An 18,506-nucleotide genomic window follows, 5' to 3' on the forward strand; every position below is an offset into this window, starting at 1 on the left:
TCTACCCCGTTACCACGACGCCACCATCGGCAACCATGCACTGTCCGGTCATGGCGCGGCTGGCGTCCGAGGCCAGAAACAAGGTGGGTCCGATCATGTCGTCGGGCTTTAGATGTTCTTTCAGGCATTGGCGATCCAAATGTGCCGCCAGGTCTTCGGGCGTGGCCCACATGTCCATCTGCTTTTGCGTCAGAACCCAACCGGGGGCCAGCGCGTTGACGCGGATACCTTTCGGTCCAAGCTCGCGCGCCAGCGAGCGGGTCATGCCGGTGATGCCCGCGTTCGAGGTCGTATAGATCGGATAGCCCGCGTTGCCCATCATGTAGCTGATCGAGCTGAAATTGATGATCGAGCCGCCATTCTCCATCTGCCGCGCCGCTTCCTGACAGGCGAAAAATAGGCCTTGAGGTTCACCTCGATCATCCAGTCCCAGAATTCAGAGGTTGTCTCTTCCAGAGAGTGGCGCTGATCGTTGGCGGCGTTATTGACCAGCACTTTGATTGGCCCATGGGCCTCGGCGGCCTTTTGCATGGTGGCGTGCAACAGTTCCGTATCGGTCATATCGCCCTGCATGAACAAGGGCGCGCGACCGTGTTTGGCACGCATTTCTTCCACGAAGGCACTTGCGTCCGAGCGGCCGATGAAGGCCACGTTGGCCCCTTGCGCCATGAACCCGTCGGTCAGCGAAGCGCCAACGCCCGAGCCGCCGCCGGTGATATAGACTGAGGCCCCTTTCAGGTCCTGGAATACAGCAGGTTGGTCCATTAGTGGCTCTCTCTTGTAACGAGGCGTGTGTCTTTGCCGACAAGGAAATCAAGGTCAGCGCCCTGATCGGCTTGCAGCACGTGGTCGATGTAAAGTCGGGCGTAACCGCGCGTGTAATGCGGCGCCTCCGGTTGCCAGGCCGCGCGGCGGGTGTCGAGTTCCGCCTGGTCAACCAGCAGCTCAAGCTCTCCCTTACTTGCGGAGACGCGGATGCGGTCGCCGGTCTTGACCAGCGCCAGTGTGCCTCCAGCCTGCGCCTCGGGGCTGATATGCAGAATGACTGTACCGAAGGCTGTGCCGGACATGCGCGCGTCCGAAATGCGGATCATGTCGCGCACGCCTTCTTTCACCAGTTTCGCCGGTATCGGCATGTTACCGACCTCGGGCATGCCGGGATAGCCCCTGGGTCCGCAGCCTTTGAGAACCAGAATGGTCTCGGGCGTCACAGGCAGGTCTTCGCGGTCGATATTGGCCTTCAGGTCTTCGATGCTTTCGAAAACAAAGGCTTCGGCTTCGGTTTCCAGCAACTCACCCGTTGCTGCCGAAGGTTTTACGATCGCCCCGTTCGGCGCCAGGTTACCATGCAGAACACGCAGACCGGCTGCGGACTTCACAGGATCTTCGAAGGGGCGGATCACGTCGCGATTGTAGCACTCTGTCCCGTCGTAGTGGGCCAAGATATCTTTGTTCAGAACCGTTTTGGCAGGGCGCAATAAAGACTTGAGTTCATTCAGCACCGCGGGCACGCCACCGGCATAGCAGAAATCCTCCATCAAGTATTTGCCAGAAGGCATGCAGTTGACCAGCAGGGGAATTTCAGATCCGATCTCAAAGTCTTTTAGCGTCAGATCGACACCAACTCGACCCGCCAGCGCCAGCAGGTGGACTACGGCGTTGGTCGAGCCACCCACAGCGGCATTGGCCAGAATGGCATTCTCAAATGCTTCCTTGGTCAGGATGTCCGAGGGTTTGAGGTCTTCGTCTACCATCTCGACAATCCGTTTGCCGGTCAGGTGTGCCAGTGCCATGCGCCGTGCGTCAACGGCGGGCAGGGCGGCGTTGGTGGGCAGGACATGCCCATCGCTTCGACCAGCGAGGCCATGGTCGAGGCCGTGCCCATCGTCATGCAAACCCCGGCGCTGCGCGACATTCCGGATTCAGCGTTCATGAAATCCTGCAGGGTCATCTCGCCCGCACGGACCTCTTCCGAGAACTTCCAGACATCGGTGCCCGATCCGATATCCTTGCCCTTGAACTTGCCGTTCAGCATCGGCCCGGAACTGACCACGATTGAGGGCAGATCGACCGAGGCCGCGCCCATCAGCTGCCCCGGCGTGGTCTTGTCACATCCGCCCAGCAGAACTACGCCGTCAATGCCATAGGCGCGGATGGATTCTTCGACATCCATGGCCAGCAGATTGCGGAACAGCATGGCTGTGGGTTTCATTTGGGTCTCGCCCAGCGACATGACCGGGAATTCGACCGGGAAGCCTCCTGCCTCCCACACGCCTCGTTTCACGCCTTCGGCCAGATCACGCAGGCCCGAGTTGCAGGGCGTCAGTTCCGACCAGGTGTTGCAGATGCCAATGATGGGCCGCCCATCAAAGGCATGATCTGGGAAGCCTTGGTTTTTCATCCAGGAACGGTGGATGAACCCGTCTTTGTCGAGTTTTCCGTACCAATGCGATGAGCGGCGTTTCTTTGTCATTCTGGCTTTGGTTCTTTGGCTGGGGCTGGAATTGAGGTTCGTGATAAATTGAAGATCATGCGGCGCGGAGCGGGCGGCACCAGTCGGGCAGCCAGTCCGAATGTGCGGTCAGAAGGTCCGTGACAAGGCTTCGGATTTGGCGCAGGTCCAGTTCCGCAGCAGTGTGCGGGTCCATCATGGCGGCATGGTAGATGTACTCGGCGTTTTGCTCGGTCAGCGCCCGGACGGTTAGCTCTTGCACGTTGATCTGGGTGCGCATCAGCGCCACCAGTTGCGGCGGAATGTCGGCAACGACTGAGGGCTGAAGGCCGTTTGAGTCGACCAAACAGGGGGTTTCCACCGCAGCGCCCAAGGGCAATTGTGGGATCTGACCCGTGTTGGGCAGGTTTCCATAGGCCGTATAGGGCGTGTCCGTGACGACGGCATTCATCAGATCCGCTGCGAATTCGTGGCTGCGAATAACCGAGACATCGCGCCCGTCTGTCAGTGTTTTGGCCTGTTCTTTCCAATCCGCGACCTGCTCGACACAGCGGGTTGGGTATTCATCCAGCGGAATCGAGAACTGTTCGATCAGGTCTTGCCGACCGTCCTTGATGAACCACGGCACATATTCGGCCAGATGTTCCGAACTTTCGGTGCAGAAATAGCCCAGATGGTCCATCACTTCGTACCGAACCTTGTTGGGGCAGCGTGGCATCAACAGAGGTGGTTTCGGCAGAGTACCGTGCGCGTAGCCCCGGCGTAAGGCCGGGTAGAGGTCGCGGCCCTGATGATCCAGCCGCAGGAAGAAGGCCACATGGTTCACGCCTGCGACCTTGTAGCGGATCTCATCCTTGGGCAGGTCCAGATCATGGGCAAGTTCTTCGACTGTATTCTGGACCGAATGGCACAGGCCGACATGTTTCAGGTCCGGGAATTGCTCGGCCAGAGCCCAGGTGTTGATCGCCATCGGGTTCACATATTGCAACAGCGTCGCGTTGGGGCAGAGCTGCATCATATCCTGTGCCACGCCCCACAGTACTGGGACGGTGCGCAGCCCGCGCATTATCCCTCCGATCCCGAGCGTGTCTGCAATTGTCTGGCGCAACCCGTATTGCTTGGGGATCTCGAAATCCGTCACCGTGCAGGGTTCATACCCGCCGACCTGAAAGGCGGTGATGACGAAATCAGCCCCCTCCAACGCCGCGCGGCGGTCGGTGTGGGTGGTCACCGTAGCTCCGGTGCCGACTGAACGGATCATGGCTCGCGCTACGGTTTCGCTTTCGGCCAGGCGCTGCGGGTCGATATCCATCAACGCAAAATGGCTGTCGGCCAGCGCCGGTGTCAGCAGCGCATCGCCCACGATATTGCGCATGAAGATCGTGGAACCCGCGCCGATAAAGGTGATTTTGGTCATTTTGCAAAACTCTCGTTTGGCGTTATTTAACAGCTCCAAGGGTCAAACCCGCGATGAAGTGTTTCTGCATCAGGAAAAACATGGCCACAGGCGGCAAGGCGGCAACGAGGGAACCCGCGCTCATCAGTTGATATGCCGCGCGGTACTGAGCGTTGAAGCTGGTGATCCCGGCCGTCACAGGTTGGCTTTCAGCCCCTTGGGTCAGGACCACGGCCCAGAAATAGTCGTTCCAGATGAAGGTGAAGATCAGCACGCTCAGGGCCGCGATGGCGGGTTTCATCAGGGGCAGGACCACGTACCAGAAGATACGGACCTCACTGATGCCCTCAACGCGTGCAGCTTCGATCAGCTCAAAAGGCAGCGCTCGGATGAAGTTGCGCATGAACAGCGTGCAGAACCCGGTCTGGAACGCGATGTGGAACAGGACTAGCCCGGTTTTGGTATTGTAGAGGCCAAGCTCCAAAGTCAGGTCGCGGACCGGAACCATGAGGATCTGGAACGGGACAAAGTTGCCCGCTACGAACATGAAGAAAATCCACAGGTTCGACTTGAATTTGTAGATCCCCAGCGCGAACCCGGTCATACAGCTGAGCGCGACCGCTCCGATCACTGTCGGGATGGTGATCATGAATGAGTTCAGCAGATATCGCGGCATGTCCGAGTTGAAGAAGACCTGCCCGTAATTGACCGCGCCTTCAAACCGGGACGGCAGGCCCCAGTAGTTTGCGTTGGTGAAATCCGCCTCGGGCTTGATTGAGAACAAGGCGACAGCAAGCAAGGGGCCGAGCCACAGCAGCAGGGCAATGGGCAGCATGGCCTGATAGGTGATCTGCGCCGCGCGGGGTTGTTTTTCGATGGGTTTGGGAAACATCTCAGTGCCCCCTTTCTTCGCGGTACATCGACCACAGGAAGTAGGCGATGAAGCACAGCATGATGAGGAACAGGATCACAGCGATGGCGGCGCCATATCCCATGCGGAAGCCGTATTCGGACAGGGCGACCTCGAACATGTAGTAGGCCAGCACGCGGGACGACCCGAACGGCCCACCCTGCGTCATGATGGAGATCAGGTCGAAGGACCGCAGCGCGCCAATGATCGTCACGACAAAGGCGATAAACGTCGCCGGGCGCAGTTGCGGCAGGATGATGTGCCACAGCATCCGCCCGCCTTTTGCGCCGTCCAGACGTCCGGCCTCGATCTGTTCGGGGTCCACGGCGTTCAGGCCGGTCAGATACAGGATCATGCAATAGGCCGTCTGCGGCCACAGGCCGGCGACGATGATGCCGTATGTGACCAGTTTTTCATCCCCCAGCACATTCAGCGGACCAAGACCAAAGAAACCCAGGAATTCGTTCAGCAACCCGAATGTCGGATCGTAGAACCATGTGAAAACCAGCCCGACGACGACCTGAGAGATCACGAACGGAAAGAAAAATAGAGACTTGTAGAGTCGAATGCCCCAGACCGTCTGGTTCAGGAACAGGGCGATGAACAGGCCCGCCGGGATCGCTGCCAAATACAGGATCAACCAGATCAGGTTGTTCTTGAGTGAGATGTAGAACGCGTCGCGGTCAACCCACTCCCAGTACAGGTCCTCGTAGTTGCGGAACCCTACATATTCTGCGGCGCCAAGCCCATCCCATTCGTATAGTGACAGGTTGAAGGACTGAAAGACCGGGATGATCACATAGACCATGAAGAACAACAGGCCCGGCGCAAGGAAAAGCCAGGGCGCGATGCGTTGTTGGTTGCGATGGAACCAGCTTTCCTGTTCCAGTGTGTCGACGGCTGACATGGGCTATCTCGGATCTGGGGGCGAAGGCGAGTTGAAGCTCGCCTTGCATTTGAGGAAGGCGTAGGCCGGGTTTTTTACCCGGCCCCTGCCAGATCAGTTGTCGTAGATACGGCTACGAGCGCGTTCCAGCTTGGCCAGAATTTTGTCCAGATTGTCTGGCTTGACCATGAATTCCTGGAAGCCTTCCATCGAGACCTTGGCCATTTCCGCTGGAGCGTCACGATCCCAGAACTGGGCGACACCGCCGGGGCTGTTCGAGGACAGCATGGTGAAACCTTGCTGCAGGAACTTGTCGTCATCAACCGAGGATTGTGCGTTGACCGGAAGCTGGCCCAGGTTGGAACCGTTGTTGATTTCGGTCTGAACGTCCGGAGACACGACGAAGCGCAGGAACTCGCGCGCGGCTTCCTTGTTCGAAGCGTTGGCCGGGATGTGGAACGTATCGGTCGGGGCGTCCTCGGCCAGTTCAACATCAGGGTTGATCGCGACGAACTGGTAGAAGTCCAACTGATCGTCGGTCAGACCTGCTTCGCGCAGAGGAGCAACGGCAAAGTTACCCATTAGATAGGCCGCCGCGTCTCCGTTCACCATGAAGGGCAGGGCTTCCTGCCAGCTATAGGTCTGGTGGTTGTCGATAAAGGCACCCATGTCGACCAGCTGTTTCCAGTTGGCGAAGGTCTGCTTGACCCGGTCGTCTTCCCAGCTGATTTCGCCATTGGCGAGCTGGTTGTGGAAGTCGAACCCGTTGGTGCGCATGTTCAGATAGTCGAACCAGCCACCGGCGGTCCACAGGAACTTGGTCCCGATGGTATAGCAGGCGCGACCCGAGGCGACGATCTTCTCGCAGTTCGCCAGCTCTTCTTCCCAGGTGGTCGGCTCGGTCAGGCCCAGTTCGTCAAAGATGTCTTTGCGGTAGTAAACACCCCACTGATAGTAGGTATAGGGCACGCCCCACTGCTTACCATCAAGGGTCATCGCGCCTTTGGTCGAGGCCAGATTCTCGGCGATCTCTGGCTCTGCCCACAGGTCCGAAACATCTTCGAACAGACCCGCTTCAACATAAGGCTTCATGCGGTTTGCGGCATACCATGTTGCAACATCCGGCGTGTCAGCCGTCAGGAAGTTGCGGATCTGCGTCTTATACGCCTCGCGGTCGATCACTGTGGTTTCGATGGCCAGATCCGGGTGCTGGGCCTGAAACTGTTCGATCATCGCTTCCATCGTCGCACGTGGCGCCGGGTTCGAGGTGTCAAGAAAGATGCGCAGTTCGCCGGTCAGTTCGGCGGCAACGGGTGCAGCTAGTGCCACACTCGCCGCCAGTGCGGCAGCGGTGCGCTTGAACATGGAATGCATGGTGTCCTCCCTTAGCTTCCATTTTAGTTCCAAATAATGAAACTGTGTTTTATATATTGAAAACTACACATCGACTCGGCTAGTCTTGTCAAGACCCTCGTGCAAACACCGTAGTTGAACGGGGGTCAAACGGAGGAGAACACACACCCGTGGCTGGTGACGGAACAATAGGCAAAGCATGTGATGTGCTGGAGCACGTGGCCTCGTTCGAGCGCCCGGTGCGGTTTGCAGAACTGTTAGAGAGCAGCACCTTTCCCAAAGCGACGCTCTATCGCTTTCTGCAATCGCTGACCAATCAGGGCATGCTGGCCTATGAGCCAGACCGCCAGACCTATTCACCGGGTCTCCGGCTGGTCCGTCTGGCGCATACGGCGTGGACGCAAAGCTCTCTGGCCCCTATTGCGCGGCCGTTTCTGGATACGCTCAGCTCCGAGACGGGCGAAACGGTGCATTTGGCGCAGCTGGATTCCAATCAGGTTCTGTATGTCGACAAACGCAACGCTGCGCAGCCGGTCGAGATGTATTCTCAAGCCGGCAAGGTCGGCCCGGCCTATTGCACCGGCGTAGGCAAGGCGATGATGGCGTTTCTGGATGGGCCCGCATTGGACCGCGCCGTATCCCAGCAAAGCTATCACCGTTTCACGGACAAGACGCTGACCTCGGAGGCGGCATTGCGGGCGGATCTGGAACTGATTCGCAGAAGAGGCTACGCGATCGACGATGAAGAGCATGAGCCCGGCATTATCTGCGTAGCCTGTCCGGTTCTGACCTCGGGCGGGCGCGTTTTGGGCGCAATTTCCGTGACCGGTTCAACCGGGCGGATGGATTTCAATCAACTAGAGGCCTGGGTTCCTCGGGTGCGGCGCGTTGCCGACCAGATCGCGACCGAGGCGCAGGCTTGGCGGTTCCCTGAAACCCGCCCGAATGGACAGAACAACAGGATGCAATCGACATGACAGGTGTAACGCTCAATCAGGCGATCAAACGCTACGGCCAGACTCAGGTGATCCACGGGATTGATCTGGAAATCGAAGATGGTGAATTCTGTGTGTTCGTCGGCCCCTCGGGCTGCGGTAAGTCCACCCTACTGCGGATGATCGCGGGGCTCGAGGAAACCTCGGAAGGCCAAATTCATATTGGCGCGCGCGAAGTGACCCATATGGATCCGGCAAAACGCGGCGTGGCGATGGTGTTCCAGACCTACGCTTTGTACCCGCATATGACGGTTGCCGAGAATATGGGTTTTGGCCTGCGCATGAACGGCGTTCCCAAGGCAGAGATCGACCAGAAGGTTCAGGATGCCTCCAGTATTCTGAAACTGGATCAATATTTGAAACGCAAGCCCAAGGCCTTGTCCGGTGGTCAACGTCAGCGAGTCGCCATCGGGCGTGCGATTGTGCGCGGCCCCGAGGTGTTCCTTTTCGATGAACCGCTCTCCAACCTAGATGCCGAGCTTAGGGTCGAAATGCGGGTCGAAATCGCGCGCCTGCATCAGGAAATTGGCGCCACGATGATCTATGTGACCCACGATCAGGTCGAAGCTATGACAATGGCCGACAAGATCGTCGTGCTGCGCGATGGCCGGATCGAGCAGGTGGGCGCGCCGATGGACCTGTACCGCGATCCGGACAACCGCTTTGTGGCGGGCTTCATCGGCTCGCCAGCGATGAACTTTCTCGAATGCGACTATGCAGACGGACACGTCACGCATCCAGCACTGGGTCAGCCTTTGCCGGTATCGGCCCAAGTTCCGGCTGGTGTTAGCAAGGTGACCCTAGGGATGCGACCCGAACACATCCAGATCGACCGCAGTGCCGACACCTGCACCGTTGATTTGACCGAGGCGCTTGGAGGCGTGTCCTATTCCTATCTTCTGACCCCAAATGGCGACAAACTGATCGTTGAAGAACGGGATGACCAACGCAGCACGACAGGCGAAAAGATCGGGATCACGGTCCAACCCGAACGTGCCATGGTGTTCGACCCTAAGACTGGCGTTCGGTTTAGGTAGCAGCGATTCAAGTTCAACCGGGGTGTTTTGAGCGCAGGTTTAGGCTTGACCGAAACGGTGTCGTTCTCTGAACTGGTCCAAACGAGGCCAGTCGGCCCGACTCATTTCGAGTAGAGAGGCCTCATGCGCAGCGTCAAAACCGTCCACGTGATCTCGGCCCATGCGGAAGGCGAGGTGGGCGACGTCATCGTCGGTGGCGTGCAACCACCATCCGGAGAAACTCTGTGGGATCAACGCACATTCATTGCGCAGGATCAGAGCTTGCGCAATTTCGTGCTGAATGAACCCCGAGGCGGCGTCTTTCGCCATGTCAACCTGCTGGTCCCTCCGAAACATCCGCAGGCGGATGCGGCGTTCATTATCATGGAGCCGGAGGACACGCCGCCCATGTCGGGGTCAAACTCGATCTGTGTCTCCACTGTTCTCTTGGACAGCGGCATCATCCCCATGCAAGAGCCGGAAACGCATATGACACTCGAGGCTCCGGGCGGTTTGGTACGGGTCCGGGCAGAGTGTGGGGATGGTAAAGCCCAGCGTATCCATGTGCAAAACCTGCCAAGCTTTGCCGACAAGATCGCGGTCCCTCTGGAAGTGCCGGGTGTGGGCACCCTTGCCGTGGATACGGCCTATGGAGGGGATAGTTTCGTGGTGGTTGATGCCGAGGCCTTGGCGTTCGAAATTGTCGAGGCCGAGGCCCGCGATATCGCCCGTCTGGGCGTTGCCATCACCAATGCCGCCAATGATCAACTCGGCTTTACCCACCCGCAAAACGCAGCTTGGGACCATGTCTCGTTCTGCGCGTTTTGCGGGCCTTTGCAGGCAACCGAAACCGGACTGAAAGGGAAATCCGCCGTTGCGATCCAGCCCGGCAAAGTTGACCGCTCGCCAACCGGAACGGCGGTCTCGGCGCGCATGGCCCTGATGGCCGCGAAGGGCCAGATGAAGGTCGGACAGACTTTTGAGGCAGTTTCGATCATCGGATCGCGTTTCACCGGCCGGATTGTCGAAGAAATCAAGATCGGAAACCGCGCGGCCATCATCCCCGAGATCAGTGGCCGAGGTTGGATCACCGGCGTTCATCAGCACATGCTGGACCCGGATGACCCTTGGCCCGGCGGATATCGGTTAAGTGATACTTGGGGCGTTGGGCGCTGAAAGGTGCGCAATCAAAAGCCGATTGGCGTGTTTTTCCTCAACCGTGGCAATTTGCGCCCCCAGTAGACGATTGATCCCAACGCAAACCTGATTTAAGGGAAGCCCTGTCAAATCAGAGTCACTCAGGGGTGTTATGTCATTCGCGCCCCTCCCGCGCCGCAATAAAGCGGCCCAAACTCTTGCAGCGATTGCCCCTAAAAGGCTTAAAAAAGGTGAAAGAATATGGCAGATAAATCGAACTTCGACATATTGTATACCATTGTAGACGAAGCGCCCGAGCTGGCCAGCGCCTCATTCCTGCCCATCATTCGCAAATTCGCCTCGGCGGCGGGTGTCAGCGTTGGCACCAAGGATATTTCTCTTGCAGGCCGTATCATTTCGACCTTCCCAGAAAAGCTGACCGACGCGCAACGCATCACAGATGATCTGGCCGCATTGGGCGATCTGGTGAAAACGCCCGACGCCAACGTGATCAAACTGCCCAACATCTCGGCCTCGGTTCCTCAGCTCGTGGCCGCAATCGAAGAGCTGCAGTCGCAGGGCTACGACATCCCCAACTACCCCGAAGAGCCTTCGAGTGACGAAGAAAAGGCGATCCGCGCGCGTTATGACGCGATCAAAGGCTCGGCTGTGAACCCGGTTCTGCGTGAGGGCAACAGCGACCGCCGTGCGGCGCGTGCGGTGAAGAACTACGCCCAGAAGAACCCTCATTCGATGGGGGAATGGGTGTCGGACAGCAAGACCAAAGTATCCTCAATGTCCGGCAATGATTTCTACGCCAATGAGAAATCGGCCACGATCACCGCAGCACAAGCCGGTGACGCGAAGATCGAATTTGTCGGCAAAGACGGTAGCGTGACCGTGCTGAAAGACGGCTGGCCGCTGGAAGAGGGAACCGTTGCCGATGCGACCTTCATGTCGGTCAAAGCGCTGTCGTCCTTCCTGGCCGATGCCATCGAGGACACCAAGAAAGACGGCACCATGTTCTCGCTGCACATGAAGGCGACGATGATGAAGGTCAGCGACCCGATCATCTTCGGCTATGCCGTGCGCGCGTGGCTGGCTCCGGTGTTCGAAAAATTCGGCGCAGAGCTGGAGGCCTTGGGTGTCAACCCGAACTCGGGTCTGGGGGATCTGCTGGACCGCGTAAAGGACAATGCGGACATCGTGGCCGCCATCGACGCCCTCAAGGGTGACCGTCCGTCCATGTATATGGTCGACTCGGACCGTGGCATTACCAACCTGCACGTCCCGTCCGATGTGATCATCGACGCCTCCATGCCCGCCGTTATCCGCGCAGGTGGCAAAGGCTGGGATGAAACCGGAGCCAAAGGCGACACCAACTGCGTGATTCCTGATCGCTGCTACGCGTCGGTTTATGACGAATCCATCAACTTCTTCAAAGCCAATGGCGCGCTGAACCCGGCCACTGCTGGTGCGGTGGCCAACGTTGGCCTGATGGCGCAAAAGGCTGAAGAGTACGGCTCGCACCCGACCACGTTCCAGGCACCTGCTAGTGGCACAATCCGCGTTGTTCTGGCCAATGGCGAAACGCTGCATTCGCATGAGGTCGAGGCCGGAGACATCTGGCGAGCCTGCACAGTGAAAAAAGCGCCCATCGAGAACTGGATCCAACTGGCGATGGATCGTCAGCGCCTGACCGGGTCCGAGGCGATCTTCTGGCTGGACGCAAACCGCGCCCATGATGCCGAGTTGATCCAATATGTTAAGCCCGCGCTGGAAGCGGCTGGTGTTGCGGATAAATTCTTGATCATGGCTCCGCGTGAGGCGACACGTCAGTCGCTGGAGACGATCACCGCTGGAAATGACAGCATCGCCATCACCGGCAACGTGCTGCGGGACTATCTAACCGACCTGTTCCCGATCCTCGAACTGGGTACCTCGGCCAAGATGCTGTCGATCGTCAAACTGATGAACGGCGGTGGTCTGTTCGAGACCGGCGCAGGCGGGTCCGCTCCGAAGCACGTGCAGCAGCTGGTCGAAGAAAACCACCTGCGGTGGGACTCGATGGGTGAGTTCTGTGCGCTGGGTGAATCCCTGAACTTCCTCGCCGACAGCAAGGGCAACGCCAAGGCGGGTGTTCTGGGTGCGGCGGCCGAGGCGGCAACGCAGGGCATTCTGGACAACAACCGCTCCCCCAGCCGTAAGGTCGGTCAACCTGACAACCGTGACAGCCACTACTGGTTCGCGCGCTATTGGGCCGAAGCGCTGGCCGCGCAATCGGAGGATGCGGAACTGGCAGCTGAATTTTCCCCGCTTGCAACTGCTCTGGCCGACAAGGAAGAGCAAATTCTGGGTGAGCTTGCCTCAGCCCAGGGTGGGGCTGCCGATCTGGGTGGCTACTACCACACCGATCCAGCCAAAACCGCGGCTGTGATGCGTCCGAGTGCGACGCTGAACGCCATCATCGGCTAAGAAAACGACCCGCGCCCTAGTGGCGCGGGTCCTGCCTACTGGTGCGGAAACCCGACCAGTTTTTCCTTTCGCTTCAGACTGTTGCGAAGCTTTGCCCGCAAGACATGACTAAAACTGCATGATCTACGGGATTCCCCCAATACACTGATCCGTCCCCACTTGATAACTTGTCCAAGACAAGAGATTCACCGGTGAGACCTTCGGGCCTATCACTCACTCAAAAAATGGCCAGCATTTGGGGTGCTGGCCATTTGTTTGTCTGAAGTCTGCTTGAGCGTAGCTGGGTCAAACGCGCCTATGCAGTGCCACGCGACTTTGATGAAGAAATGAAAAAGCCAGCCCAGAGAAGGACTGGCTCAAACATGATTGTTCGACGTTTAGCCCCGAAGGGCTTTGCCCGCCGCGTCAAAGGGCGGCTCGTGCAGGATGGTGGCTTTGTGAGGTTGACCCAGAACCATCACTTCAACCTCGTCCCCAGTTTGGGCGTTTTTGACGTAACCCAAGGCCAGCGACATACCGACGGTATAGCCATAAGTGCCCGAGGTGACCCGACCGACGCCTTCGCCGTCCTTGAAGATCGGCTCACCGCCAGTGGCGTCCGCGTTGGAGGCCGTCACGTCGGCCTCATCCAGATGCAACAAGACCAACTGTTCACGTTCAGGGTTCTCCAGCACTTTCTGGGCGGCGTCTTTGTTGAGGAAGTCCTTCTCGAACTTGCACAGACGGTCCAGACCCACCTCATGCGGCCAGTATTCGGGGCTGTATTCGCGGCTCCAGGAGCCATAACCCTTTTCAACACGCATCGACATCAGGGCGCGGCTACCAACCGGGCCAGCACCGAACTCTTTGCCCGCCTCAAGCAGAGCATCGTAAAGGCGCGCCTGATCTTCGGTCTTGCAGTGCAGCTCCCACCCCAGATCGCCTGTGAAGGAGACACGCAGGGCCAGAAGTTCAACACCTGCCAGCTCGATCCTGGCCGAGCGCATGAAGGGGAAATCCTCATTCGTCAGCGACGCGTTGGTCAGCCGCTGCAGGATCTCGCGCGATTTCGGACCGGCGACGTTGAAGCCGCACATTGCTTCGGTGTGGCTTTCAAAACTGGTGCCTTCGGGCAAAGGGACCTGCTTGAAGAAACGCTTGTGGTAGCGTTCTGCCATACCAGAACCGATAACCCAGAACTCATCCTCGGCCACGCGGGTGACGGTGAAGTCCCCGGCAATGCCACCGCGTTTTGAGATCAGCGGGGTCAGGCAGGACCGGCCGATCACCTTGGGCATGTTGTTGGCGAAGACCGCATTCAACCAATCCGCAGCACCGGGGCCTTTGCAGATGTATTTGGCGAAGTTCGAGATGTCGATGATCCCCGCACGCTCGCGTAGCATCTTGCATTCTTCGCCAACCGGGGCCCACCAGTTCTGACGAGTGAAGCCGTTTGTATCCACGACACCCGGCTCATCAGCGAACCACAGCGGGTGTTCCCAACCGACGTTTAGGCCAAAGACAGCACCCATGGCTTTCTGCGTCTCGTAGATGGGGCGCACGCGGGCAGGGCGGCCTGCGCTGCGTTCTTCGTTTGGGAAGTGAATGGCGAAACGGTGCGCGTATTGGTCCTGCACCTTGGCCATGGTGAATTCCTTGGTGGCCCAGGTGTCAAAGCGCGCCATGTCCCACGCGAACATGTCGTATTGGGTTTCCCCTTCGATGATCCACTGCGCCGCCATCAGGCCCATGCCACCCGATTGCGAGAAGCCGGGGATGATGCCGTTGCAGCAGAAATAGCCATCTACCTCGGGCACCGGCCCCATCAGCACGTTGGAGTCCGGAGACCAGATCATTGGGCCGTTGATGACGCGCTTGATCCCGGCCTCAGCCACGGCGGGCAGGCGTTCGATCGCGTTCATCATGTTTTCTTCGATCCGCTCCAGATCGTCGGGGAACAGGTCATGGGCGAAGTCCAGAGGCGTGCCTTCCTCAGCCCAGAACTTCATGTCCTTTTCATAGGCGCCGACCAACAGGCCGTTGCCTTCCTGACGCAGATAATACTCGCCATCGCGGTCCGAGACAGAGGGCAGGCGGGTGCCGTGGCCTTCGACGTCAGACATCGCCTCGGTCACGAAATACTGGTGTTCGGTGGGCTGCAGCGGCAACTCGATGCCAGCCAGCTTGGCCACCTCGCGGCCCCAGAGGCCTGCCGCGTTCACGACCCAAGGCGTTTTGATGTCACCTTTGGGCGTTTTGACGATCCACGTGCCGTCTTCCTGCTGTTCGGTCGCGGTGACGGGCGTGAAACGATGGATTTCGGCGCCGCGCTGGCGGGCACCGACCGCATAGGCGTTGGTCACGCCCGACGGGTCGACATTGCCGCCATCGGGTTCGAACATCACGCAACGGATGCCCTCGTAGTTGACCAGCGGATTCAGCTTCTGCGCTTCTTCAATGCTGATCTCATAGAAGTTCATGCCATAGAGCTTGGCCTTTGCGGCCTGCAGTTTCAGCTGGTGTTCCCGCTCTTCCGTCTGGGCCAGATACAGCGAGCCGGGCTGGAAGACACCGCAGCTTTGGCCGGTTTCTTCCTCCAGCGAGTTATACAGGTTCATCGTATAGTGCTGGATGCGGCTGATATTGGTGCTGTCATGCAGACCGTGAATGTTGGCTGCCGCATGCCAGGTTGAGCCAGAGGTCAACTCATCCCGCTCCAGCAGGACCACATCGGACCATCCCAATTTGGCCAAATGGTAGAGGATCGAGCAACCGATCACCCCGCCGCCGATAACTACCGCCTGTGCTTCTTCGCGCATTTCATCTTCCTGATTTGCTGTGTCATGTCAGAACCGGTCTTTCGTAAAGAATATGGCGATTCAGACCCATAACTGTTCTAAACGCGTCAACTGAGAACCCGGTTTGACCAGAGACGCAGCCTGCATTCACTTCTTGGGGATACGGGGCACCGCCGGGTACCGCGTACTATTTCACTTGGACTTTGCCGACATTGCTCAGAACTCCAGTCTGTGGGCGCGGCCATAATCAGCCAGCCGTTTGTTCAGATTGCTTGCCTCTGGGTGGCCGGATTCAAGTGCAAAGACGAAGGCATGGGTTAGATAGAAACAGGCGGCATCAATGTCCTGGGCCAGCTCTCGTTCGTCGGCGGCAATCGTGTACAGGCGCACAAGCGCCTCTTGGTCGCAATTGGCATGTGCCTCTAGCAGTTCACGATCTAAGGCTTCGCGATCCATGGCTATCCCTTTAGCGAAATGGCGATGTTTTTGGTGCGAACATAGTTGTAGAGCGCCTCAAGTCCCTTTTCGCGACCGAAGCCGGATTTGCCGACGCCACCGAACGGGGTCGAGACACCTCCGGCGAACCATTCGTTGACAAAAACCTGACCTGCCCGCAATTTGCGCGCCACCCGATGGGCACGGGCGAGATCGCGCGTGAAGATGCCCGCGACCAAACCGAATTCGGTGCCATTGGCCATGGCGACGGCTTCTTCTTCGGTATCGAAGGGTGTGAAGCAGGTGACGGGGCCAAAGACTTCCTCTTGCGCGATGCGGCTGGCGGGGTCGACATCGGCCAGAATGGTCGGGGCCATGAAATACCCCTTGCGATCCAGTCGCGCACCACCGGCTGCGACCCGCGCACCGTCCTGACGGGCGGTTGAGGTGATCTCTTCCACGCGCTGCAGCTGCAGGCTTGACACGACCGGCGTATGATCGGGGTTCTCTAGCCCGTGACCGACGCTTAGGCCATTGGCCAGCGCAGCCGCACGTTCCACGGCCTGATCGTAGATCGAGCGATGCACCAGCACTCGGGCCATGGCAGAGCAAACCTGACCGGCATTGTAGAAAATACCGCTTTGAAGGCTGGACATCAGCGTATCCAGATCCGCGTCGTCAAAGGCGACGGCGGCGGATTTACCGCCCAGTTCCATCAACGAAGGCACCACGTTGTCTGCGGCCGCGCGCAGGATATGCTGGCCGGTCGGCACCGATCCGGTGAAGACGATCTGATCCACCTGCGAACTTGCCACCAGTTTCGCGCCCAGATCCGAGCCGATCCCGTTCAGGATCGATACCGCACCGGCAGGCACCTCGGCGCGTTCCAGCGCGACGCCCAGCATCGCCAGTGCAAGCGGGTCCAGCTCGGGCGATTTGATGATGGTCGAGTTTCCCGCCGCCATGGACGGTGCGAGTGAACGACCAGCGATCGAAACAGGGAAGTTCCACGGCACGATCTGCGCCGACACCCCGTAGGGTTCAAATACAGTGAAATCAGCATAGTCTGGGCCCAGCGGGATCGACTTGCCCTCAATTTTGTCCGCGACGCCGCCGTAATATTCGAAATACTGAGCCGCCTCGATGAACTCATCCCGGGCCGCGTCCAGCGTTTTGCCGCTTTCACGGCACAGCAACTCTGCCCCTTCATCCGCGAGGTTGCGGATTTCCTGCGCGATGCGGATCATCAGGCGGCCACGCTCGGCCGGCTTCATATCTGCCAAATCACCGCGTTCGAACGAGGCGCGGGCGGCTTCGAGCGCCTGAGCCAGCGACTCCTCACGGGCTTGCGCGCCGTCCGCCACGTGATCCTGATTGCCGGGATCTTCCACCGCGATGGAGGCGCCCTTGTCGCCCTCCACCCACGACCCGGCCAGGAAATTCCTGGCCAAGCCGTCGTTCAGAAAAGTGGTCATGCCTCCGCGCGTGCCTTTTCGATCTGCGTTGCGACCCAGTGGTGGAAGCAATGGGTGGGGCCGTCCATTGCGGGCGAGAAGCGACCACCGTCAAATTTGACGCCATGGCGACCTTTCTGCATGCCTTCGACCACGAAGACGTCTTCTTCAAACACGGTTTTCCAAAGCGCCGCGTTTTGCGCGCGCAGGCCTTCGTGCTCGGGGCTGTCTTCGGGTTTCTGGGCATAGTACAGCTCAATCCGCTCGTTCGACCGCTCGTGAGTGATCGGGTCGATGATGAAGGCAAAACCGTGGTCGCGTTGAACGCCCAACAGGGTATTGGGGTAGACCACGATATACTCCGCGCCTTCGTGCCACTTCTCGCTCAGGCCATCAAAATCAGCCAGTTTCGAGCCGTCTTCCCCTTCGAACTGACGATACACAAGGGTGCCCTGACCCGAGTATTTGCCGAGCTCGTTGATGTTGTAGTGGTCTTCCAGACGGGAATAGCTATTCAAACCGGGGTGAACCCAGGGCAGGTGGTAGCTTTCGCAGAAGTTTTCGACCGCCAGTTTCCAGTTCGAATCCAGCTCAAGCTGGACCGACGCGCCAGCGCCGCCGTGATACATAGGTTGTTCGAACTCTTTCCAACGCTCCATCAGCTCGCCGTGAACTTCTTCAAACTCGGGGGCGTTGCCGTCGACGTTAACAAAGATCACGTCGCGCCAGACGTAGGAACGGATGCGGATCAGACCCAGTTCCGAGAAATCCAGATCTTCGTGGGTATTCTGACCGGGGCCGCCGACATGAGGAGCGGTGCGCAACTCACCGTTAAGGCCGTAGCACCAGCTGTGATAGGGGCAGCGGATCGCGCCGCGGATTTTCTGAGGCTTGTCGACCAAGATCATGCCGCGGTGGCGGCAGGTGTTCTGGAACACGCCAATCTGACCGTCGCGGTCACGGACCATCAGCAGAGGCATACCAAGGAAATCAATCGGATAGGCGTCGCCAGCCTCAGGGATATCCTTGCCAAAACCGATCCCGGACCAGTTCGCAAACAGGACCGAGTCGCGTTCCTCGGTAAACACTTCAGGGTCGATATAGTGCGCGTTCGGCAGCCCCTTTGCTGTGTTTACCGGGGTCAGAACAGACGAAAGCGGTGCATGCTTGTTCATCAGTCACTCCTAAGACTTTTGAATTGGCGTTTTCTAGGCTCCCAT

General features: G+C 58.7%; 13 protein-coding genes and 2 pseudogenes. 4 read left to right on the forward strand and 11 right to left on the reverse strand.

Going from position 1 to position 18,506, the window contains the following annotated elements; all coding sequences use genetic code 11:
- Position 1: 1 nt before the first annotated feature.
- The 7 genes and pseudogenes from ACR3FB_RS18185 to ACR3FB_RS18215 all read right to left on the reverse strand — a co-directional run bounded on the left by ACR3FB_RS18185 (position 2) and on the right by ACR3FB_RS18215 (position 7,018).
- Positions 2-765, reverse strand: a pseudogene (locus tag ACR3FB_RS18185) (SDR family NAD(P)-dependent oxidoreductase).
- Positions 765-1,511: an IlvD/Edd family dehydratase gene (locus ACR3FB_RS18190; RefSeq protein WP_480566924.1), complete on the reverse strand. Its 747-nt coding sequence runs from the start codon at positions 1,509-1,511 to the stop codon at positions 765-767. Before ACR3FB_RS18190 ends, ACR3FB_RS18185 begins: the two are co-directional and overlap by 1 nt.
- A pseudogene (locus ACR3FB_RS18195) lies at positions 1,509-2,473 on the reverse strand (dihydroxy-acid dehydratase); the annotation flags it as partial. The gene ACR3FB_RS18190 and the pseudogene ACR3FB_RS18195, both read right to left, overlap by 3 nt.
- 55 nt (positions 2,474-2,528) lie before the next feature.
- The gene (gene melA / locus ACR3FB_RS18200; RefSeq protein WP_480565722.1) at positions 2,529-3,869 is read right to left on the reverse strand and encodes an alpha-galactosidase; all 1,341 of its coding nucleotides are present in this window, start codon (positions 3,867-3,869) and stop codon (positions 2,529-2,531) included.
- Positions 3,870-3,891: 22 nt separating this feature from the next.
- Positions 3,892-4,740: a carbohydrate ABC transporter permease gene (locus ACR3FB_RS18205; protein ID WP_170377452.1), complete on the reverse strand. Its 849-nt coding sequence runs from the start codon at positions 4,738-4,740 to the stop codon at positions 3,892-3,894.
- 1 nt (position 4,741) lies between these two features.
- A complete protein-coding gene (locus ACR3FB_RS18210) occupies positions 4,742-5,665 on the reverse strand; it encodes a carbohydrate ABC transporter permease (RefSeq protein ID WP_480565724.1) in 924 nt (307 codons plus the stop codon).
- 93 nt (positions 5,666-5,758) lie between these two features.
- Positions 5,759-7,018, reverse strand: coding sequence for an ABC transporter substrate-binding protein (locus tag ACR3FB_RS18215; RefSeq protein ID WP_209250737.1), 1,260 nt, complete (start codon positions 7,016-7,018; stop codon positions 5,759-5,761).
- Between the two features lie 149 nt (positions 7,019-7,167).
- On the opposite strand from ACR3FB_RS18215, the gene ACR3FB_RS18220 reads away from it, so the two are divergent.
- From ACR3FB_RS18220 to ACR3FB_RS18235, 4 genes are all read left to right on the forward strand, one after another.
- Positions 7,168-7,974 carry an IclR family transcriptional regulator gene (locus ACR3FB_RS18220; RefSeq protein WP_480565726.1) on the forward strand — a complete coding sequence of 269 codons (807 nt, stop codon included), beginning with the start codon at positions 7,168-7,170 and terminating at the stop codon, positions 7,972-7,974.
- A complete protein-coding gene (locus ACR3FB_RS18225; protein ID WP_480565728.1) occupies positions 7,971-9,029 on the forward strand; it encodes an ABC transporter ATP-binding protein in 1,059 nt (352 codons plus the stop codon). The genes ACR3FB_RS18220 and ACR3FB_RS18225 overlap by 4 nt, the downstream gene beginning before the upstream one ends.
- A 123-nt stretch (positions 9,030-9,152) precedes the next feature.
- The gene (locus ACR3FB_RS18230) at positions 9,153-10,184 is read left to right on the forward strand and encodes a trans-3-hydroxy-L-proline dehydratase (protein ID WP_480565730.1); all 1,032 of its coding nucleotides are present in this window, start codon (positions 9,153-9,155) and stop codon (positions 10,182-10,184) included.
- 222 nt (positions 10,185-10,406) lie between these two features.
- Positions 10,407-12,620 (forward strand): NADP-dependent isocitrate dehydrogenase, encoded by a 2,214-nt coding sequence (locus ACR3FB_RS18235; protein WP_480565732.1) that lies wholly within the window; start codon positions 10,407-10,409, stop codon positions 12,618-12,620.
- A gap of 377 nt (positions 12,621-12,997) precedes the next feature.
- Here ACR3FB_RS18235 and ACR3FB_RS18240 read toward each other — a convergent pair whose 3' ends face one another.
- The 4 genes from ACR3FB_RS18240 to ACR3FB_RS18255 all read right to left on the reverse strand — a co-directional run bounded on the left by ACR3FB_RS18240 (position 12,998) and on the right by ACR3FB_RS18255 (position 18,461).
- Positions 12,998-15,418 (reverse strand): GcvT family protein, encoded by a 2,421-nt coding sequence (locus ACR3FB_RS18240; protein WP_480565734.1) that lies wholly within the window; start codon positions 15,416-15,418, stop codon positions 12,998-13,000.
- A 195-nt stretch (positions 15,419-15,613) separates the two neighbouring features.
- Positions 15,614-15,853, reverse strand: coding sequence for a hypothetical protein (locus tag ACR3FB_RS18245; protein ID WP_170463900.1), 240 nt, complete (start codon positions 15,851-15,853; stop codon positions 15,614-15,616).
- Between the two features lie 2 nt (positions 15,854-15,855).
- Positions 15,856-17,307: an aldehyde dehydrogenase family protein gene (locus tag ACR3FB_RS18250; protein ID WP_480565736.1), complete on the reverse strand. Its 1,452-nt coding sequence runs from the start codon at positions 17,305-17,307 to the stop codon at positions 15,856-15,858.
- Complete coding sequence (locus ACR3FB_RS18255) at positions 17,304-18,461, reverse strand: aromatic ring-hydroxylating oxygenase subunit alpha (protein ID WP_480565738.1); 1,158 nt, start codon at positions 18,459-18,461, stop codon at positions 17,304-17,306. Before ACR3FB_RS18255 ends, ACR3FB_RS18250 begins: the two co-directional genes overlap by 4 nt.
- Positions 18,462-18,506: the final 45 nt, after the last annotated feature.

The organism is Ruegeria sp. AO1, assembly GCF_056535985.1.